Source organism: Flavobacterium kochi, from assembly GCF_048286715.1.
Classification (GTDB): domain Bacteria; phylum Bacteroidota; class Bacteroidia; order Flavobacteriales; family Flavobacteriaceae; genus Flavobacterium.
Window position 1 is genome coordinate 1 of record NZ_JBLVPW010000030.1, and the last position, 20,741, is coordinate 20,741.

At 34.9% G+C, this 20,741-nt stretch carries 21 protein-coding genes; 15 read left to right on the forward strand and 6 right to left on the reverse strand.

The features are described 5' to 3' along the window. Nucleotides 1-124: 124 nt before the first annotated feature. Nucleotides 125-1,036, forward strand: a complete 912-nt coding sequence (locus ACNQGH_RS18980) for a DUF6268 family outer membrane beta-barrel protein (RefSeq protein WP_417957597.1) — start codon at nucleotides 125-127, stop codon at nucleotides 1,034-1,036. Nucleotides 1,037-1,178: 142 nt separating this feature from the next. Here the strand turns inward: ACNQGH_RS18980 and ACNQGH_RS18985 are convergent, their stop codons facing one another. The 3 genes from ACNQGH_RS18985 to ACNQGH_RS18995 form a co-directional block, all read right to left on the reverse strand. Continuing rightward, nucleotides 1,179-3,062 (reverse strand): M1 family metallopeptidase, encoded by a 1,884-nt coding sequence (locus ACNQGH_RS18985; RefSeq protein WP_417957598.1) that lies wholly within the window; start codon nucleotides 3,060-3,062, stop codon nucleotides 1,179-1,181. A 238-nt stretch (nucleotides 3,063-3,300) separates the two neighbouring features. Further along, the gene (locus tag ACNQGH_RS18990; RefSeq protein WP_417957599.1) at nucleotides 3,301-4,881 is read right to left on the reverse strand and encodes an NADP-dependent glyceraldehyde-3-phosphate dehydrogenase; all 1,581 of its coding nucleotides are present in this window, start codon (nucleotides 4,879-4,881) and stop codon (nucleotides 3,301-3,303) included. Between the two features lie 66 nt (nucleotides 4,882-4,947). Continuing rightward, nucleotides 4,948-5,253: a rhodanese-like domain-containing protein gene (locus tag ACNQGH_RS18995; protein WP_417957600.1), complete on the reverse strand. Its 306-nt coding sequence runs from the start codon at nucleotides 5,251-5,253 to the stop codon at nucleotides 4,948-4,950. Between the two features lie 295 nt (nucleotides 5,254-5,548). On the opposite strand from ACNQGH_RS18995, the gene ACNQGH_RS19000 reads away from it, so the two are divergent. Next, nucleotides 5,549-6,175 (forward strand): Crp/Fnr family transcriptional regulator, encoded by a 627-nt coding sequence (locus tag ACNQGH_RS19000; RefSeq protein WP_417957601.1) that lies wholly within the window; start codon nucleotides 5,549-5,551, stop codon nucleotides 6,173-6,175. 71 nt (nucleotides 6,176-6,246) lie between these two features. Further along, nucleotides 6,247-7,035 (forward strand): sulfite exporter TauE/SafE family protein, encoded by a 789-nt coding sequence (locus tag ACNQGH_RS19005; RefSeq protein WP_417957602.1) that lies wholly within the window; start codon nucleotides 6,247-6,249, stop codon nucleotides 7,033-7,035. Nucleotides 7,036-7,094: 59 nt separating this feature from the next. Here ACNQGH_RS19005 and cydB read toward each other — a convergent pair whose 3' ends face one another. Together cydB and ACNQGH_RS19015 are read right to left on the reverse strand one after the other, a co-directional pair. Then, nucleotides 7,095-8,171 carry a cytochrome d ubiquinol oxidase subunit II gene (cydB, locus tag ACNQGH_RS19010; RefSeq protein WP_417957603.1) on the reverse strand — a complete coding sequence of 359 codons (1,077 nt, stop codon included), beginning with the start codon at nucleotides 8,169-8,171 and terminating at the stop codon, nucleotides 7,095-7,097. Between the two features lie 3 nt (nucleotides 8,172-8,174). Next, nucleotides 8,175-9,506: a cytochrome ubiquinol oxidase subunit I gene (locus tag ACNQGH_RS19015; protein WP_417957604.1), complete on the reverse strand. Its 1,332-nt coding sequence runs from the start codon at nucleotides 9,504-9,506 to the stop codon at nucleotides 8,175-8,177. Nucleotides 9,507-9,731: 225 nt separating this feature from the next. Between ACNQGH_RS19015 and ACNQGH_RS19020 the strand changes: the two genes are divergently transcribed. The 12 genes from ACNQGH_RS19020 to ACNQGH_RS19075 all read left to right on the forward strand — a co-directional run bounded on the left by ACNQGH_RS19020 (nucleotide 9,732) and on the right by ACNQGH_RS19075 (nucleotide 19,808). Further along, a complete protein-coding gene (locus ACNQGH_RS19020) occupies nucleotides 9,732-11,147 on the forward strand; it encodes an MBL fold metallo-hydrolase (protein WP_417957605.1) in 1,416 nt (471 codons plus the stop codon). Between the two features lie 25 nt (nucleotides 11,148-11,172). Continuing rightward, entirely contained in the window at nucleotides 11,173-11,379 is a 207-nt protein-coding gene (locus ACNQGH_RS19025; protein ID WP_417957606.1) for a YgaP family membrane protein, read from the forward strand. After that, nucleotides 11,376-12,209 carry a methyltransferase domain-containing protein gene (locus tag ACNQGH_RS19030; protein WP_417957607.1) on the forward strand — a complete coding sequence of 278 codons (834 nt, stop codon included), beginning with the start codon at nucleotides 11,376-11,378 and terminating at the stop codon, nucleotides 12,207-12,209. Before ACNQGH_RS19025 ends, ACNQGH_RS19030 begins: the two co-directional genes overlap by 4 nt. Nucleotides 12,210-12,234: 25 nt before the next feature. Beyond that, the gene (locus ACNQGH_RS19035) at nucleotides 12,235-12,441 is read left to right on the forward strand and encodes a hypothetical protein (RefSeq protein ID WP_417957608.1); all 207 of its coding nucleotides are present in this window, start codon (nucleotides 12,235-12,237) and stop codon (nucleotides 12,439-12,441) included. Further along, entirely contained in the window at nucleotides 12,434-12,736 is a 303-nt protein-coding gene (gene trxA / locus ACNQGH_RS19040) for a thioredoxin (protein WP_417957609.1), read from the forward strand. The genes ACNQGH_RS19035 and trxA overlap by 8 nt, the downstream gene beginning before the upstream one ends. Before the next feature lie 269 nt (nucleotides 12,737-13,005). Further along, nucleotides 13,006-13,599 carry a TetR/AcrR family transcriptional regulator gene (locus ACNQGH_RS19045; protein ID WP_417957610.1) on the forward strand — a complete coding sequence of 198 codons (594 nt, stop codon included), beginning with the start codon at nucleotides 13,006-13,008 and terminating at the stop codon, nucleotides 13,597-13,599. Beyond that, a complete protein-coding gene (locus ACNQGH_RS19050) occupies nucleotides 13,596-14,852 on the forward strand; it encodes a TolC family protein (RefSeq protein ID WP_417957611.1) in 1,257 nt (418 codons plus the stop codon). The genes ACNQGH_RS19045 and ACNQGH_RS19050 overlap by 4 nt, the downstream gene beginning before the upstream one ends. Before the next feature lie 67 nt (nucleotides 14,853-14,919). Further along, nucleotides 14,920-15,795 carry an HlyD family secretion protein gene (locus tag ACNQGH_RS19055; RefSeq protein ID WP_417957612.1) on the forward strand — a complete coding sequence of 292 codons (876 nt, stop codon included), beginning with the start codon at nucleotides 14,920-14,922 and terminating at the stop codon, nucleotides 15,793-15,795. Nucleotides 15,796-15,802: 7 nt separating this feature from the next. Next, nucleotides 15,803-16,714 carry an ABC transporter ATP-binding protein gene (locus tag ACNQGH_RS19060; protein ID WP_417957613.1) on the forward strand — a complete coding sequence of 304 codons (912 nt, stop codon included), beginning with the start codon at nucleotides 15,803-15,805 and terminating at the stop codon, nucleotides 16,712-16,714. A 3-nt stretch (nucleotides 16,715-16,717) separates the two neighbouring features. Then, complete coding sequence (locus tag ACNQGH_RS19065; RefSeq protein WP_417957614.1) at nucleotides 16,718-17,452, forward strand: ABC transporter ATP-binding protein; 735 nt, start codon at nucleotides 16,718-16,720, stop codon at nucleotides 17,450-17,452. 18 nt (nucleotides 17,453-17,470) lie between these two features. After that, nucleotides 17,471-18,577, forward strand: a complete 1,107-nt coding sequence (locus tag ACNQGH_RS19070) for an ABC transporter permease (RefSeq protein ID WP_417957615.1) — start codon at nucleotides 17,471-17,473, stop codon at nucleotides 18,575-18,577. 106 nt (nucleotides 18,578-18,683) lie between these two features. Beyond that, nucleotides 18,684-19,808: an ABC transporter permease gene (locus tag ACNQGH_RS19075; RefSeq protein ID WP_417957616.1), complete on the forward strand. Its 1,125-nt coding sequence runs from the start codon at nucleotides 18,684-18,686 to the stop codon at nucleotides 19,806-19,808. 14 nt (nucleotides 19,809-19,822) lie between these two features. Here the strand turns inward: ACNQGH_RS19075 and ACNQGH_RS19080 are convergent, their stop codons facing one another. Beyond that, the gene (locus tag ACNQGH_RS19080; RefSeq protein ID WP_417957617.1) at nucleotides 19,823-20,725 is read right to left on the reverse strand and encodes an IS1595 family transposase; all 903 of its coding nucleotides are present in this window, start codon (nucleotides 20,723-20,725) and stop codon (nucleotides 19,823-19,825) included. Nucleotides 20,726-20,741: the final 16 nt, after the last annotated feature.

Sequence of the window (20,741 nt, forward strand, 5' to 3'; positions counted from 1 at the left end):
ACAACACGTTAATCTAAAAAAAGACCGCAATTTGGCAAAAATTACATTCCGAAGTTAAGCATCTAAAGGAAACTTTGGTAGGTAAATATTGGTGTCAAATTTAAAAAAATAACATAAAACACATATGAAAAAAAAAATAATACAATTGTTATTTTTGATATTGCCTTTTTTATGTAATGCTCAAGAATATATAGATCTGTTTTCCGTAAACTATGGAAAATCTCAAAAAACTACCTTTGAAAATTCATCTTTTAATACCACCATATCCACATTTCAAACGAATCTTACTTTACCAGTTGTTTTAAATGAAAAATACACTGTTGTCTCTGGGATAAATTTCAACAGTTACAGTTTACAATTATTTCCTGATTCTAATAACAATCATTTATATTCAACAACTTTAAGAGCCGGGCTAAGAATTAACCATTCAGAGCACTGGAGTGGAATATATCTTTTCCTTCCAAAAGCCTCATCCGATTACATACATTTAAGTAGTGAAGATTTTTATTTGGGTGCATTAGCTTTATTAAAATATAAAAGAAACGAAAATTTTGGCTATAGTTTTGGACTTTATGGTAGTAGTGAAGCTTTTGGTCTATCTATGACTCCCATTATTGGTTTTTATTATCATAGTCCGGATAAACGTTTGGAACTGAATTTATTTTTACCAAATGACGGCGATTTAAATTATAGTTTAACGGATAAAACAAAAATAGGGGTTGATTTTCTGGGTCATGGAAACAGTTATAAACTGACAACAGATAACATTCGTTCCAATTATGTCGAAAATAAGTCTATCGATTTCTTTTCTTATTTACAACAAAGTATATTCGACAAAAAAATTCTTTTACGTCTAAAAGTGGGATACTCTTTAAACCAGTTCAGTATATATCCAATGGACCAAAAGCTTGATCTACAAATTCTAGCGTTAAAATTTGGTGATAACCGTACAAAATTATTTGACGACAAATCAAACACGATCGTTTTTAAGATGGAAGCCATCTATCGTTTTGATCTAAATAAGGTAAAAAAATAGCCTGTTTTTTTGACTCTTTTTTGCTTGCATTTTACCTGTATTCGAATCCATAAAAAAGCCGGCTCGTTATCCTAAACGAGACGGCTTTTCCGCATTTGAAAATTCAATTTAAATAAATCGATCGTGACTTAAAGAATTCCAATTATTTATTGCTCCAACTATTATCGGATGGCGTAGCATCCATAAAAATTCCGCCATCAAGTGTTACTGATTTTATTTTTTTTGCTCCTTTCAAAGTCACTGTTGCCATTTTTTGGTTGGTTGCCCAAACGGCCGGCGTCTTATGTACTGTTTCTTTAGTACCGTCAACATAAACAATATTCACATCAAAAGGAATAGCGAAACCACCTTCATTTTTAATAAAAATAGAATTTTTGGAGGCAGTCGAATTTACATTCGCAACAACCAGATCAATGTAATTATTACTGAAAAACCAATTGTTGAAAAACCAATTCAAGTTTTCACCCGTACTGTTACTCATAGCATTAAAATAATCCCAAGGAATAGGGTGTTTGCCATTCCAATCGTCCATATATGTGTGCAATGCTTTTTTGAATAAATGATCTCCAAGTAAATCTTTCAAAGCCAGATAAGAGAGCGATGCTTTGCCATATGAATTATTACCGTACCCCGGTCCTGAGACTTGTGTTGACATGGAAATTATAGGCTGATCTTCTTCGGCTGATCTATCATTTATGTAGCGATTTACTCTAAATTCTTTATAAAATTTATCAGCGGCTTCTTTTCCATGTTCTGCAATTCCAATCAAATATTCCAATGTCGTGGCCCAGCCTTCGTCCATAAAAGCATAACGGGTTTCATTGATGCCCATATAAAAAGGAAAATAGGTATGAGCGATTTCGTGGTCTTGCACCAATTGTGCAAAAACAGGATCGCCCGTTTGCGAATCATTCACTATCATTGGGAACTCCATATCAGCAAAACCTTGAAAAGCTGTCATTTTAGAAAATGGATAGGGTACTCCGGGCCAGTTATTAGAAAACCAGGCCAATGCGTAATTGTTATTTTTTACCGAACTGATAAAATCAGTGCCCTTTATGTCGTAAGCCGCTTGTGTACTCACACGACGATTGGTTTTATTGTCTACAACAACACTTCCTGCATCCCATAAATAATGGTTGCTTAAACCAAAACACACGTCCGAAATTGCATTTGCCTCAAATTTCCAAGTATTCCAATCGTTTTGTAAAGTTACTTTTCCCTCTTTCATTTCCTGCTCATTTGCAATATGGATAACCGTATCAGAAGTGTAGGATTTTTTCAATCGAGCCGAAAATTCTGTTTGTAAAACATCGTCTGGATTTAGAAAATCACCCGTGGCATAGACCACATAATTTTTGGGCGCTTTTATAGAAAAAGTGTAGTCATTAAAATCATTATAAAATTCCTGACCATCTGTATGTGGCAATTTGTCCCAGCCATTATAATCATCATAAACGGAAACTCTCGGATAACTGTATGCTACAAAAAAAGTAGTATTGTCAATTTGACCTTCACGACCGCTTTCTTTAGACAAAGGGTAATACCAGTCAATATCTAAAGTAGCTTTGGTATTCGGCAGCAATGGTTTTTTGAGCTTAACAGTACCAACGGTACCCCAATTTTTAGCATTTTCACTATATGCTTCCCCATTAATTTTGAAAGAAGTTATAGTCAATCCCTCAGATAAAAAATCAGCACTTACGCCTCCGCTTCTTGGCGCAGTTGGTTTATGCAGGTTGTTTACAAAACGAATAACTAATACCTTCAAGGTATCCTTGCTATTATTTTCATATGCTATACTTTCGGTTCCGCTCACCATTTTTGTGTCTGGATTTACCGTAATTTCCATAGCATATTTCCCATGATTTTGCCAATAATTTTTCCCTGGTTTTCCGTCTTTGGAACGGCTGCCTTTTAAATACGCTTCTTTTATATTTCTGGGAACATACAGTTCTTGTGCGAAACTATTGAGTCCAAAAATTACGACGGTAAACAAAACTAATAAAAGTGATTTTTTTTTCATAAAGATTTTTTAGAAATAATATAAATACTAATGGAACATTAGTAGCAATAGCTTCTTTTTTGTAACAAAAACTTTTAGAAATAAAAAAATTGATGTCTGGTCATGCCATTTTTGTTATTATTTAAAACAGAACCCATTATTTAACTTTCACTAAATAAAAACCGAATTCGATACCCGAATCTCATAAAAAAAGCCGTCTCGAAAAAAACGGGACGGCTTCAGTTGTACTATTTAATACTTACAATATATAATCCGTATTAATGAAATTGGATTCTTTACTGTTTAATAACTCTTGTAAAATGGCATTGTTATATTCATTGTCTTTAGAAGCTACAAAGGTTCTAATCGAGAACGAACGCAATGCATCGTGAATACTCAAAGTTCCCACAGCTGAATCTTTTCTTCCTGTAAATGGAAAAACATCAGGTCCTCTTTGACATGAACTATTTAAGTTTACTCTACAAACTAAATTTACTAAAGTATCGATAAGCGGCGCAATCGTTTTGATGTCTTTTCCAAACAAACTTACCTGTTGTCCATAATTAGACTCAGCCATATCATTCAATGGTTCTTGAATATCTTTGAAAGAAATAATAGGAACAACCGGACCAAACTGCTCTTCATGATACACGCGCATTTCCTTGCTTATAGGAAATAAAACTGCCGGAAATATATAGTTATCAGTCTGCTCTCCTCCTTTTGCATTAATAACTTTTGCGCCTTTAGCTGTAGCGTCATCTATTAATTCCTGGATATAACAAGGCTTGTCTTTTTCTGGTAAAGGAGTAAGAAATACTGATTTGTCCCAAGGATTACCAAAAATTAACGCATCAACTTTGGCTGCAAATCGTTTATTAAATTCGTCTGCTATTGATTCATGCACGTATAAGATTTTCAAAGCAGTACAACGTTGTCCGTTGAAAGATAAAGATCCCGCTATGCATTCCTGGATCGCCAAATCTAAATCGGCATCCGGAAGGATTATCGCAGGATTTTTTGCTTCTAAACCCAATACCAAACGCAATCTGTTTTTGTTTGGATGCTGATCCTGCAAAGCAATGGCTGATTTACTGTTTCCTATCAAAGCCAAAATATCAACTTTTCCAGATTTCATGATAGGTGAAGCTACTTCACGTCCTCTACCGTATACAATATTGATTGCTCCTTTTGGGAAACTGCTTCTGAAAGCTTCCAATAAAGGGGAAATTAATAAAACGCCGTGTTTAGCGGGTTTAAAAATTACAGGATTTCCCATAATTAAAGCTGGAATAAGCAATGAAAAAGTTTCATTCAACGGATAATTGTATGGTCCTAAGCACAATACAACACCAAGTGGTCCTCTACGAACCATGGCATTTATCCCTTGAACTTTAGAAAAATGCGCGCTACGGGCGTTTAATTCCTTGTAACTTTCTATAGTATCATAGATGTACTCTACCGTTCTGTCAAATTCTTTTTCAGAATCACCCAATGATTTTCCAATTTCCCACATCAAAAGTTTAACAACCTCTTTTCGAGTCGTTTTCATTTGAGAAACAAAATCTTCCATGCATTTAATACGATCCACAACTTTCATTGTAGGCCATAGACCTTGTCCGTTATTGTATGCTGCAGATGCCGCCTCAACAGCATCTAAAGCCTCTGCTTCTCCCATAAAAGGAATAGAACCCAATATAGTAGGTTCGTATTTTTCGGTAGATGAAATCGTAGAAAAAACCGGAGTGGTTTGACCAGTCCATTTTTTTAGTTCACCATTAATTAAATAAGTATCCTGATTTAGTAACGTATTAATTTGAAATTCTTCTGGTATAAAACTCATTATAGGTTGGTTGTATTTTAATTTAAAATTTAATAAAAAGTGGTGCCTTCAAGTATCGTTTTATGGTTAAACGATATCGCCATTCCATGCTATAATTCCTCCCACTAAGTTGTAGGCATTTTCAAAACCCAGTTCGTTCATGATTTCACACGCTTTTGCACTTCTCATTCCGGAACGGCAATACACATAATAATTTTTACTTTTGTCTAAAGCTTCTAATTGGTCTATAAAACCTTGCCCCATGTGAATATCAATATTTATGGAATTAGCTATAATTCCTTCATTGCATTCGTCTTCTGTTCTCACGTCAAGTATTACTGCATTTTCATCAGCTTCGAATTGAGAAACCCAATCTTCTTGTGTTAAATTCATAGTATTGTTTTTTGTAAAAATACAAAGATTTTACCAAACAATAAACCTCTCAATTGTTAATTAGATAAAATTCTAAAGAAAACGTTTTCGCAAAACATTAACTATCAATAAACTATAAATTAAACGTTTATTTTTGCGAAAAATAGCCTATTAAATCCATCGGAAATGCATAAAGAACAATCCGCAATGATGCAGCAGCCGATCTGTTTTTCCTATAGTATAATTCCAATAATCTTTTGAGTTTTTATACTACTTTTACAGTATAGCTGTTGTTAAAATTTAAAATAATTCCAAAATGTTTGATCCAATAAAGAAAATATTCCCTTCATTTACTACTGAATTAGTCAAAGATATTGCTGCTAATGCCACTATTCAATCCTTCAAAGTTGGTGATGTCATTATGCGAACAGGGCAATACATAAAAAACACAGCTTTAGTTACCAGTGGTAAAGTTAAGATTTACCGAGAAGATGAAAATGGAGGTGAATTTTTCATGTATTATCTGCAACCTGGACAAGCCTGTGCTATTTCTATGATCTGCGCCACCAAGAATGAAAAAAGCCAAATAATGGCCAAAGTTGTTGAGGATGTTGAATTGATAATGATTCCTTTACCTCTTATGGATAAATGGATGATGCAGCACCGCAGCTGGTATGAATTTGTAATTGGCACTTACCGCAGTCGATTTGAAGAAGTGCTGGAAGTTATTGACAGTGTCGCTTTTAGAGCAATGGATGAGCGCTTGGAATTCTATCTAAAGCGGCATGCCGACGCTTGTCGTTGTAAAGATTTGAAACTATCCCATCAGGAAATTGCATCCGAATTGAATACATCAAGAGAAGTCATTTCCCGTTTACTAAAAAAAATGGAACAACGAGGATTGGTAAACTTACAGCGCAATAACATCGAGCTTTTGAAATAAAGCTTCTCAATGTGATAAATGTTACCTTTTGTAAAGAATTTACAAACGACCTTTGCAGTAAAATTTTTAAAATGGAATATTTAGGCTATTTCGCTTCAATTATCATAGGACTTTCATTGGGTTTAATAGGAGGTGGCGGATCAATTCTAACCATACCCATTTTAGTCTACTTATTTAAGATAGATCCTGAATTAGCCACCAGTTATTCGTTGTTTATAGTTGGAATCACTGCTTTATTCGGATGTATTGGCCATTACAAAATGGGAAATCTTAAAATTAAATCAGCATTATACTTTGCTATTCCATCAGTCTTTTCCATTTTGATAATTCGGGAAGTTATTTTTCCAAAAATAGCGGCAACACTATTCTCCATTGCCTCCTATCAGGTATCAAAAAGTTTTCTGATCATGATTATTTTTTCAGTATTGATGATGGCGGCAGCCATAGCAATGATAGGCAAAACAAAACCAGTAACGGCTACTGCAAAAACAAATTACATACAACTGGGAATAATCGGATTTATAGTTGGAATTGTAACTGGTTTTTTAGGCGCCGGCGGTGGATTTTTAATCATCCCTGCCTTATTATTTTTTGCTAATTTGCCAATGAAACAAGCCGTTGGTACGTCCTTACTTATTATTTTTATAAACTCCACAATTGGCTTTGGCGGCGATTTATATATTGGCACCCCTATAAAATATCCTTTTTTACTGGGGATTTCAGCCATCGCTTTTTTAGGAATGATTATCGGAACCAAGCTTTCAAAAAAAATTGACGGAGGTAAACTAAAACCAATCTTTGGCTGGTTTGTACTGGTCATGGGAATTTACATTATTACTAAAGAGATTTTCTTTCATTAAAAACAAAAAAGCACTCAAATTTTGAGTACTTTTTTGTTTTTATCATTTGAATATAATTTTTAATGTTCACCATAGCCGATGTCATCCATTTTACCGCTAAAAACTTTATACTGAATTATAAAGTACACTATAACTAAAGCTAAAGCTATAAAAAACCAACTCATTCCCGCCTCTAATCCATATTCGTCAGCAGCAGTATTATAAATAGTTAGCGAAGGATTCACGGTATTGGTTGAAGGCAGGACATTCGGAAAAATAGAAGCCGTCGTTGCGGCAAATCCACCCACAAGAAACATACTTGAAAATAAAAATCCAAGTCCTTCTTTTTTAAATGTTTTTACTTTAAACAAGCCAAAAATGCCAATAAATGCAATCACCGGAAATACCCAAAGAAAAGGATTTTCAACAAAGTTGTGAAACGGTTTTGGTTCGATTCTGTGCCAAATTAATAGTGAAATAATTACCAATCCCAATAACACAAAATTAAGTTTAAAAACCACCTCTTTTAATTTCGCATTCAAAGAGGAATTCGTTTTATAAATAATCCAATTGGCACCATGAATTGTAAGCGTAACTGCACTAACCACTCCTAAAAATAACGTAAACCAATCTATAATTCCTAACTGATCCGCTTTTGGACTAAAAGTCGGGTTCCACAAAGGCAAAAAGAAAAAATGCGCTTCCTGAGTTGAAATACCTTTTTCAACCATGCCCAAATTTACACCTCGGACAATGTTCCCCAAAGCCACTCCAAAAAATATGGATAATAATAAACTGGCGATCCCAAAAGCTTTATCCCAAATCACTTCCCACATAGGATGATGAATCTGACCACGCAATTCCAAACCTACTGCTCTAAAGATAAGCAACCATAAAATCATCATCAGAGGCAAATAAAAACCACTGAAAGAAGAGGCATACAAAGTAGGAAAAGCGAAAAACAAAACCCCACCGGCAGCAATTAACCATACTTCGTTTGCATCCCAAAAAGGACCAATTGCGCTGGTTATTGCTTTTTTATCTTTCTCCGTTTTAGCAAAAAACAAATGAATAATTCCCGCCCCGAAATCATAACCGTCCAGTACAATATAAACGGCCAAAATTCCCATTAAAACTACATACCAAAAGAATTCCATAATTTATATATTTTCTGTTTGAGGTCCTTTATTTATAATTTTGCCAACCAAAAGTAAAAACAACATTCCTAATAAGAGATACAATCCTATAAATCCAAGCAAGGTAAACAATGTATTCCCGGAGGAAACTGTTGGGGAAGCACCTTCAGCAGTACGTAACAAATCATATACTAACCAAGGCTGTCTTCCTAATTCCGCAGTATACCATCCTGTTGTATTCGCGATGTACGGAAATGGAAGCATAAAAAGCAACGACCACAAAATCCATCTAGTTTCGAATAGTTTTTTTCGAATGAGCTGAAAAACAGCAAAAGCCATTAATCCGATGAAAACGGTTCCAAGCCCCACCATGATATGATAGGCGTAATATAATCCTGAGATATTAGTAGGATGATTTTCTTCTTTAAATTGATCTAACCCTTTAATTTCGCTATGCCAGTTGCCATAGGTCAAAAAACTCAAAATGTTAGGTACGGCAATTTTATTGTCTAATTTTTTATCTTTTACATCAGGCTGACCAATCAAAACAATTTCCGAACCCTTTTTTTCAGTATCAAAAATCCCTTCCATAGCGGCAAAAGTAACAGGCTGATACTTTACGACATTTTTGGCTAATAAATCTCCGGTAGGAACTGCAACGATAAGGCTTGAAACCAATCCAAAAATCACTCCCGTTTTTACAAATAATTTTCCAAAATACTGCTGCTTTTTACTTAAAATATAAAAGGCACCTATCCCTGCAACAACAAAAGAACTAGTTACCATAGAAGCCGCCTGATTGTGCAGATAAGAGGGCCACAACCACGGATTTGTGAATAGCGCTGAAAAGTTATTCAAAACAAATTTTCCATTGGCCATAATTTCATAGCCCACTGGATATTGCATCCACGAATGCGTTGCAATGATTAAAAACCCACTGGCCCAGGAACCAATAAAAATCAGTAATCCGGTGACAAAATGCCATTTATGCCCGAGCAATTTTTCTCCAAATAAAAATAGCCCTAAGAAGGACGATTCCAAAAAGAAAGAAAACATGCCTTCCATGGCCAAAGTTTGTCCAATGATTCCTCCAGTTAATTCAGAAAACTTGGCCCAATTGGTTCCAAACTGAAACTCCATCGGAATTCCTGTTACCACACCCATCGCAAAATTAAGTGCAAATATTTTCATCCAAAACTTGGTTGCCTGATTGTACTGTTCGTTTTGCGTGCGTAAAAACTTCCATTTAAAATAAATAATAATTAAGGAAAGTCCCATTGTCAATTGAGGAAACAAGTAGTGAAAGGTAATCGTAAATGCAAATTGCATTCTGTCGTAAAAAAGCATTTCTTCCATTCAAATATATTTTATCAGAGGTGTGCAAATTTACCCATTATAAGTAACATTTCTTTTGCAAAAACAAACTTTATTCGCTGATGTTTATTAGAATTTAAATAGAAATACAATGGATACTATTGGTGTTTTTTTATAAAAAATCAAAAAAACTTGTGTAACTTTAGTCACCAATTTTTCTTAAAAACAAAAGTACCTTTGTATAGCAAAATAAAAAAAATTGTAATCATGCAAATTGAACAAATATATACCGGTTGTCTAGCACAAGGCGCTTACTACATTACTTCAAATGGCGAAGCGGCTATAATAGACCCTCTTCGTGAAATCCAACCTTATTTAGACCGACTGGAACGCGATCAGGTACAACTAAAATACATTTTTGAAACTCATTTTCATGCTGATTTCGTTTCCGGACATGTTGATTTAAGTAGAGCAACTGGCGCTCCGATAGTATATGGTCCGAATGCAAAATGTGAATTTGAATGTGTATCTGCAGCCGACGGACAACTATTTACTATTGGAAATATCAAAATAAAAGCGCTACATACACCTGGGCATACCATGGAAAGCACTACTTTTTTATTGATTGATGAAAATGGTAAAGATTATGCTATTTTCTCGGGAGACACCTTGTTTGTCGGCGATGTGGGAAGGCCGGACTTAGCCCAAAAATCAGCGCAAATGACTCAGGAACAACTAGCAGCGCTATTGTATCATTCGTTAAGAAACAAAGTAATGACTCTGGCAGACGATGTAATTGTATATCCGGCCCACGGTGCCGGAAGCGCTTGCGGTAAAAATATGAGTAAAGAAACAGTCTCCACTATTGGAAATCAAAAAGCAACTAATTACGCGCTGAGAGCCGACATGACTGAGACTGAATTTGTTCAGGAGGTAACCGACGGTTTGTTGCCACCACCAGCCTATTTTGGAATGAATGTAGCTATGAATAAAAAGGGTTATGAAAGTTTTGAAAATGTATTGCACTTAGGAATGCGCGTTTTATCGGTAACCGAATTTGAAGCCACGGCAGAAGAAACCGGAGCTCTGATTTTGGACACGCGAAAAAACACTGATTTTGCTAAAGGATTTATTCCTCAATCGATAAGTATCGGAATCGATGGCGATTTTGCTCCTTGGGTGGGTGCTTTAATTGCTGATGTAAAGCAACCTATCCTAATGGTTTCCGAAGTAGGAAAAGAGGAAGAAACCGTTACGCGTTTGAGTCGTGTCGGTTTTGATAACCTAATCGGTCATCTGGAGGGTGGTTATAATGCCTGGGCAAAAGAGGGAAAAGAAATTGATACCGTAAATAGAATTACAGCTGAACAATTTGCCAAAGAAGTAAAAATTGGCGAAAGCAAAGTAATAGATATTCGTAAAGAAAGTGAATATTGTGCCGAACACGTTGAGGAAGCGTTCAGTAAGCCCTTAACAACTATTAATGACTGGATCAAAGATATTAATCCAAAAGAACAGTTTTATTTGCATTGTGCCGGTGGCTATCGCAGTATGATTGCAGCTTCCATATTACAAGCGCGCGGTTTTAGAAATTTCACAGAAATAGAAGGTGGTTTTAATGCTATAGCTAAAACAAATTTACCAAAAACAGATTTTGTTTGTCAAAGTAAAGTTTTGAAATAATTGATAACCAAAGAAAATTTAAACGATGAAAAAAAACATGGGTTCAGCAGACAAAATCATTCGCATCGCTGGAGCAGTAACTATCGCTATACTGTATGCCACCAAAACAATTACTGGTACTCTTGCCCTAATTTTAGGGGCATTCGCAATTATTTTATTGATTACAAGTTTTGTTAGTTTTTGCCCATTATATTCCCCTTTTAAATTTTCAACCAAAAAAAACAAAGAATGAAAGAAGTACAATGTTGTGTCGTTTCGTGTGAAAGACCTCTTGACGCAGCGTATTGGGAAGCCCAATACAAAGCCAAAACCACAGGTTGGGATTTAGGCAAAGTTTCGCCTCCCCTACAAACCTATATTGATAGAATAGAAAATAAAAACATAGCTATTTTGATTCCTGGTTGTGGAAACAGCTATGAAGCTGAATATCTTTTGGAACAAGGTTTTACCAACGTCACCGTTATTGATATAGCACCAACACCAGTTGCTGATTTAAAAAAGAAGTTCAAAAACAATCTCAATATCCAAATTGTATTAGGTGATTTCTTTGAGCATCAGGGAAAATATGATTTGATTATTGAGCAGACTTTTTTGTGTGCCCTGCCGCCTACCACACGTCAAAAATACGTTTGGAAAACACATCAACTTTTAGCTGATGAAGGAAAGCTTGCAGGACTATTATTCAATAGAACATTTGAAGTAAGTCCTCCTTTTGGCGGAAGCGCAGCAGAATACGAGATTCTTTTTGCAGCAGCTTTTAACTTTTTAGAAATGGAAGTATGTCCAAATTCGATTGCACCAAGAGCCGATTCGGAATTATTTTTCGAATTGCAAAAGAACGACAGGGTCAAAGTTACTCTTTATGAATTTGAAGGAATGACTTGCAGCGGTTGCATGGAATCTGTTACAAAAAAGTTTGCAGCAATAGATGGAATATTAAATGTAAGTATCAGCAGTAATTTTGCTGAAGTGCTAATTGTCAGTAAAAATGATATTGCAATTGAAGAACTACAAAATGCAGTTTCTTATGAAGCAAAGTATACCATTAAAAAAATAAGTTAGAACCATGGTTTACAATTTTCAAAAAATGAAAGAATTGTTGTTTACAAATTGGCATGTTGTACGTTGGATTCGTTTAGCGTTTGCCTTATTTTTATTTGCCCAAGCCTATGTATTGCGAGAATGGATGTTTATCGCCTTTGGGTTATTTTTCTTCATTCAAGTGATTTTTAATTTAGGTTGCGGTTCTCATGGTTGCACTATTCCAAACAATAAATATAATAAAAATGAGTAATTTCAATACTATTATCAAATCAGAAAAACCAGTTTTAATAGACTTTTTTGCAACATGGTGTGGACCATGCAAAATGCTTAGCCCCATTTTGAGAGAAGTAAAGGACAGTTTAGGAGACCGCGTTTCTATTATCAAAATTGACGTGGACAAAAACCAACAGATTTCGAGTCAATATCAGGTTCGTGGTGTCCCAACTATGATTTTATTTCAAAACGGCAAACAACTCTGGAGACAATCCGGTGTACTGACTAAAGAACAAATAATTAAAACTATTATAGAAAAAAGCAATCCATGACCAGAAAAGCGATCCTCATAACAGGATTAGCAATAGTTGTGAAATTCCTGGCGGGTTAACGTTACTATTTTTTGTCGGGCTGTTCTTCTGGAACATCTGCCATAACATCAAAACCCTTGCGCCTTTTTTTTATGGGGAGATATGATCGGCGGATTAATCTTTAACAGGTTTGTAAAAGAATTTTAAAAAAAATTTAAGTATCTCATCTTGAGATACTTTTTTTCGGTACCTTTGTTAACCAAATGGTTAAACCGTATAGTTAAATCACAATGACAACCGAAGAAAAAATATTCAATGCTGCCAGAATCGTATTTCAGAAAAAAGGGTTTGCTGGTGCCAGAATGCAGGAAATAGCAGATGAAGCCGGAATTAATAAAGCCATGCTGCACTACTGTTTTAAAAACAAGCAATTACTTTTTAAGGCGGTTTTCATGAATGCTTTTGGACAATTAGCACCGCAAATCAATGCTATTTTTAATTCTGACGATATGGTTTTTGCTAAAATAGAAAAATTCACTCACAGCTACATTTCGTTTGTTATTGACAATCCGTATCTGCCTTCATTTGTTATTCAGGAAATGAATAATAATCCGGAGTTTGTGATGTCGTTTCTAAATCACGAAAACAGACCCAATCCTAAGCTGCTGATTTCGCAAATCGAAAAAGAGATTGCAACAGGAATCATAAAACCCCTTAACCCAAAACAACTGCTATTGGATATTTTTTCGATGACCGTCTTTCCATTTGCCGCACAAATGATGGTCAAAGGAATCTTGCAAATAACCGATTCAGAGTTTAATGAGTTGATGGAAGAAAGAAAAACCAGCATCGCAAAACAAATTATTAATTCGATAAAAAAATGAAACGAATACTAATCACCTTTTTTTTATTAGTCATTTTTCATGCACATGCACAACAAATAGTTTCGTTGCAAGATTGTTATGCGCTGGCAAACAAAAATTATCCATTGGCAAAACAGACCGAATTGCTGCAACACAAATCAGCCTATGAAATTGATGCCCTCCATAAAGGAAAATTACCAAAAATTGACCTGAATGCTCAAGCGACCTATCAATCGGATGTAACAGGATTACCAATTGCTATGCCTAATGTAACTCCATTAAACAAAGATCAGTATCGGGCTACATTGGATGTAAATCAGTTGCTGTATAATGGCGCACTCATTGATACGAATACCAAACTCAAAGCCGCACAAACCAAAACGCAACAACAACAGGTCGAAATCAATCTGTACCAAATTAAAAATAAAATCAATCAATTTTATTTCACAATTCTGTTATTGCAGGAACGAAAAGCTACTTTGATTTCGAAACAAGAACAACTGATTGCCAAGATCAAAGAGGTGAAAACGGGGGTGAAATTTGGCGCTATGCTTCCCGCTTCGGAGAAAGTTCTGGAAGCCGAAAATTTGAAAATTAAACAACAACTCACCGAAATTCAATTTGACAAAAAAAGAAACTTGGACAATTTATCCACGCTGATTTTTTCTTCGCTGGATGGCAATACCACCTTGTTAAAACCAGGCATTTCTATTGATTTCACAAAAAACAATAATCGTACTGAATTAAAATTATTTGATTTGCAAAACGACCAAATTGAAGTTTCAAAAGAAGTGATTTCGAAAAGTAACTTGCCAAAAGTAAATGCATTTGCGCAGGCAGGTTACGGAAATCCGGGCTTGAATATGTTAAATAATTCATTTCAAACTTTTTATATGGTAGGATTAAAAGCCAACTGGAATCTGATTGACTGGAACAAATCCAAAATAGAAAAACAAGCACTTTCGATCTCTGAAAACATTGTCAATACCGAAAAAGAAACGTTTTTGCTCCAGAACACTTTACAATTGCAGGAACTGAAAAACGAAATAAAAAAAACAGAAGAAGTTATCAGAACTGATTCTGAAATCATTGATTTAAGAGAATATGTTCTAAAATCATCAGATGCACAATTACGAAATGGCGTCATTACTTCTTCTGAATATTTAATAGAACTGACCAATTTATACGAAGCAAAAAACAATCAAAAATTACATGAAATTCAGCTGGATTTGGCCAAAGCAAATTATCAGGTTAATAAAGGTACTGAAAATTAATTTTAAATGGTTTGCAAAACAAATGAACATTAAAAATTTATCACTTATAAATCTGTAAAGGAGAAATATGAAAAAAATATACACATTCTTAATCCTTACAAGTCTAATTTCTTGTACTAAAAACAATGAAAAAGCGGATGGATACGGGAATTTTGAAGCGACCGAAATTACGATCTCGGCAGAAGCCAATGGAAGAATTGACTTTCTGAAATTAGAAGAAGGCGATGTTCTCGAACCAAATATCCAAGTTGGATTGATTGACACTACGCAATTGTATTTTAATAAAAAGCAGTTAATTGCTTCCAAAAACACCGTCTTTTCAAAATCCAAAAATGTTTTATCCCAAACCAATGTATTAAGAGAACAACTAAAAACCACTTTGATTGAACAAAAAAGGATTCAAAACATGTTTGCCGAAAACGCTGCGACACAACGGCAAGTTGATGAAATTATTGGAAAAGTAAATGTGCTGAATGAACAGATAAAAAGCGTAGGAACGCAAAACGCGCCCATCATGAATGAGGCGCAAGCCATTGCTGTACAAATTGAAAAAATCAACGACCAAATTCAGAAAAGCAAAATTATCAATCCAATAAAAGGAACGGTTTTAGCCAAATATGCGGAACCAAATGAAATTACCGCTTTTGGTAAACCGCTCTATAAAATCGCAGATATTTCAGAAATGACATTGCGTGTCTATGTGAGTGAAACCCAATTGGGTCAAATAAAAGTCGGACAGGCCGTTTCTGTTAAAATAGATTCCCAAAAAGACATGAAATCCTATGCTGGAACTATTTCTTGGATTGCTTCATCGGCAGAGTTTACGCCAAAAATAATTCAAACAAAAGAAGAGCGCGCCAACCTCGTTTATGCGGTAAAAGTCAAAGTTAAAAATGATGGCAGTTTAAAAATTGGAATGCCGGGTGAAATGTGGCTTAAATAAGTAACTGATGCAGATAAAAGTTCAAAATATTTCCAAATCTTACCACAACATTAAAGCGGTTGAGGACATTTCTTTTGAAGTAAAGGAAGGGGAATTATTCGGACTGATTGGACCTGATGGCGCAGGAAAAACGACTATTTTCAGAATATTGACCACACTCCTGTTGGCAGACCAGGGAACAGCGTCAGTAGCAGGCTTTGATGTAGTGAAAGACTATAAATCCATCCGGAATGCTGTAGGCTATATGCCTGGAAAGTTTTCTTTGTACCAAGATTTAACCGTAGCAGAAAATTTGAATTTTTTTGCCACTATTTTTGGAACAACGATTGAAGAAAATTATGATTTAATCAAGGATATTTATAGTCATATTGAGCCTTTCAAAAAAAGAAGAGCCGGTGCACTTTCTGGAGGAATGAAACAGAAATTAGCTTTGTGTTGCGCTTTAATCCACAAACCAAAAGTCCTTTTTCTAGATGAACCGACCACGGGTGTCGATCCGGTTTCCCGAAAAGAATTTTGGGAAATGCTCAAGCGATTGCAACAAAAAGGAATCGCTATTCTAGTATCAACACCCTATATGGACGAAGCGGCTTTATGTGACAGAATTGCACTAATCCAAAAAGGAAAAATTCTAAAAATAGACAGTCCGGAAAACATCATCAAAAAATATGATAAAACTATTTATGATATTCAAGCAAAAGACACCTATCAGCTCCTTCAAGATTTGAAGCATTATCCGAGTCAGTACAGTGTTTTTGCCTTTGGGCAATACATTCATTATATCGATAAAAAAGAAGATTTCAATAGCGGAGAATTGCTTAATTATCTTCAAAGTAAAAATCACACTGAAATAGAAATTCATATTTCAAATCCGACAATTGAAGACGTTTTTATGGATTTGACAGCAATACAAAACTAAATTTTGAGCCAGGAAAAAATCATAATCGTAAAAAACCTCACCAAATCATTTGGCAGTTTTACCGCAGTCAACACGATTTCGTTTGATGTGAATAAAGGAGAAATTTTCGGTTTTCTGGGAGCTAACGGAGCCGGAAAAACAACCGCAATGAAAATGCTTATCGGGATTTCAAAACCGACTGCCGGCGAAGCTTTAGTTGCTGGTTTTGATGTAAAAACACAGTCCGAAATGGTAAAGAAAAGTATTGGCTACATGAGTCAAAAATTCTCTATGTATGATGATTTAACCATCAAGGAAAACATTACTTTTTTTGGTGGAATCTATGGCTTAAGCCGAATTCAAATTAAAGAAAAGACAGCAAAATTAATTCACGAATTAGGACTCGAAGAAGTAGCCGATAAACTGGTTGGGGCACTTCCATTGGGTTGGAAACAAAAATTATCTTTCTCGGTTGCTTTGTTGCACGAGCCTAAAATCGTGTTTCTGGATGAGCCAACCGGTGGCGTGGATCCCATAACAAGAAGACAATTCTGGGAAATGATTTATGCAGAAGCACACAAAGGAACCACCCTTTTTGTAACCACACATTATATGGATGAAGCCGAGTATTGCGATCGCGTTTCCATCATGGTGGAAGGAGCCATTAAAGCTTTGGATTCTCCAAAAAATTTAAAAGAACAATATAATGTGGCCTCTATGAATGACGTATTTCTAAAATTGGCAAGGAATGTTGAATAAAAAACTAAAAATTTTAAAATGAAAAGATTCATCGGTTTCGTTACAAAAGAATGCTATCACATATTTCGTGATAAACGCTCAATGTTTATTCTTTTCGGAATGCCCATTGCTCAAATACTGTTGTTTGGATTTGCCATAACTAACGAAATCAACAATGTGAATATTGCCATTTTGGACCAATCAAAAGATACCGAAACACAAAAAATAATCAACAAAATCAATGCTTCTAAATACTTTAATATCGAACAGAAAATCAGCAGTGAAAGCCAAATAGAATCTGTTTTCAAAAAAGGAAAAGTAAAAGCAGTTCTCGTTTTCGAAAACCATTTTATAAAAAATCTCCAAACCAAAAAACAAGCCACGGTTCAGGTAATAACGGATGCCACCGATCCTAATATTGCCAATACAATTACGAATTACGTTCATGCTATTTTGCAAAATCACGCGCAAGAAATAAATAAAAACAATCCATCCCGTTACCAAATACAAACCCAGACACAATTGTACTACAATCCAGAATTAAAAAGTGTGTTCAATTTTGTTCCTGGCGTCATGACCATCATTTTGATGCTTGTTTCCGCCATGATGACCTCGATTTCCATTACACGGGAAAAAGAACTAGGTACTATGGAAGTTCTTTTGGTTTCACCTCTAAAACCCTTTCAGGTGATTATTGGCAAAGTATTCCCCTATATTTTTCTTTCGATTATCAATACCACAATAATTTTACTTTTAGGTTTCTTTGTTTTCAAAATGCCTATTGAAGGAAGCTTATTTTTATTAGCTTTTGAAAGTATCCTGTTCATTATTTCGGCACTGTCGTTGGGCATTCTGATTTCAACCATTTCTAATTCACAACAAACCGCCATGATGATTTCCTTAATGGGATTAATGCTCCCCGTCATTATCCTTTCAGGATTTATTTTCCCAATTTCCAGTATGCCCATGGCATTGCAAATCATCAGTAATATCATTCCTGCCAAATGGTTTATTATCATCATCAAAGCCATCATGCTCAAAGGGGCAACGATTGTCGTGATTTGGAAAGAAACATTGATTTTACTGGGAATGACGGTGTTTTTCATCGCATTAAGCATTCGAAAATATAGAATAAGGTTAGAATAGAATACCTTTTTTAAAAATTATTTCCTGCTACTCGTTCCGATCTTTATTGTCTCCTAAAAAGGGAACCATAAAGAATTTTCAGGTTGTCAGGACTAAAAAACACAAAATGAAAACTATACTATTTATCATCCAAAAAGAGTTTCGGCAAATCTTTAGAAATAAAGCAATGCTTCCCATTATATTTATTTTGCCGTTGCTTCAATTATTAATATTGTCAAACGCGGCTAGTTTTGAAGTAAAAAACATTCAATTTTCGTATGTTGACAGCGATCATACAGTTGCTTCCCGAGAATTAATTTCTAAATTTCAAGCCTCCAATTATTTTAAAGTAATCCAAAGCTTTAATTCAAAAACCGAAGCCAATCAGCAAATGCAAAAAGGAAAAGTAGACATCATTCTCGAAATCCCAAACCATTTTGAACGCAACCTCATCAAAGAAAAAAAATCCAGTCTATCGGTGAGCATCAATGCCATCGACGGTGCATCAGCCGGAATTGAAAATGTTTATATCACTCAGATCATAACTGCATTCAATCAAAATATACAAACTAAATTGTTTCAGTACAACGATGAGACTTTTGTACAACCCCAAAACATTGTCACAATACCTTCTTTTTGGTACAACAACACCCTGAATTATAAAACATTCATGGTCCCTGGGATTTTGGTTCTTTTGGTTACAATGCTTACCTTATTTCTTTCTTCGATGAATATTGTTCGGGAAAAAGAAATGGGAACTTTAGAACAAATTAACGTTACTCCCATAAAAAAACACCAGTTTATCATTGGAAAATTATTCCCATTTTGGTTACTGGGATTAATGATTTTAACCGTGGGATTGCTAATTGCAAAACTGATTTTCAAGGTGCCTATTTTAGGCAATATTGGGTTAATCTATGGCTTTACATCAATCTATTTATTTGTTATTTTAGGAATTGGGTTATTCATTTCCAACCATACGGAAACCCAACAGCAAGCCATGTTTATTGCTTGGTTTTTTTCGGTGATTTTCATCCTGATGAGTGGTTTATTTACGCCCATAGAAAGTATGCCACAATGGGCTCAAAACATTACTTTGTTTAACCCCATTCGGTATTTTGTGGAAATTATTAGAATGGTGATGCTCAAAGGCGCAACTTTTTCAGATATATCATTCCAATTTATTGTTATTGTTCTTTACGCTTTTATTTTAAATGCTTTGGCAGTTTGGAGTTATAAAAAAGTTAATTAACTTTAACGAGTTACTTACTTAATCACTCCGATTTGTTTCCAGCCCCGATGTGGGTGTGACACTAATCGTTTGAATATATTATCAAAAATAGAGTCTTTATATATTGACCTATTCAGGCGATAAAAATATTCATCTAAATATTTTTGCAGGTGTTCTTTCTTTACGTGAGATTGAATTGTTCTTATAGCAGTTTTTACCTGATGAATAATTGTGTGCATTTCTTTGAAATTTTTTCCTGGAACACTTTTTTCTTGGACGATGTTATAGGTTTTTGCTATTATTTTGTAAGCTGTCCACTGGTCTGTTTTGACATTTGCATCCGTACTTATATGCTCGTCAAATAATGGTTTTATCGACTTTGCAGAATAATCATCGATCACATTTGCGTAACCTCTTTTTATCTTTCCGTCATCTGTCAACTCAACAGCACAAGCCACTTTAGATTTTTTACTGTCATAACTTCTTCCTTGTTTTCCAGTCTCTTTTCCTCCAACAACAAATTCATCTACTTGGACAATTCCGGTCATCGGATATTGTTTTGAAGACTTCATAGCCAATCTTACTTTTTGCATAAACAACCAGGAAGTCTTTTGAGTTATCCCATAGCGTTTTGCGGCTTGGGTTGAAGAAATTGATTTGGTTGTACAAGTCATTTCAAAAGCAATACAAAATGCTTTTTGAACTCCAAATTTAACTTTATGAAAAAGCGTTCCAGCTGTTGCACTCTCTTTATATCTGCATTTAGTACACTCTCTTGTATTGTGTTTTTCAAAATATACATACTTTGTATTCTCGCAACGGCGACATTTATAGCCATCTTTCCACTTCTCGTTGGCGATAAATTCTCGGCAACTTTGATCGTCTGGGAATGTCTTTATAAACTCTAAAATATTCTCACCCCGAAATATCTTTTCCATATCCTTGTATTTACTA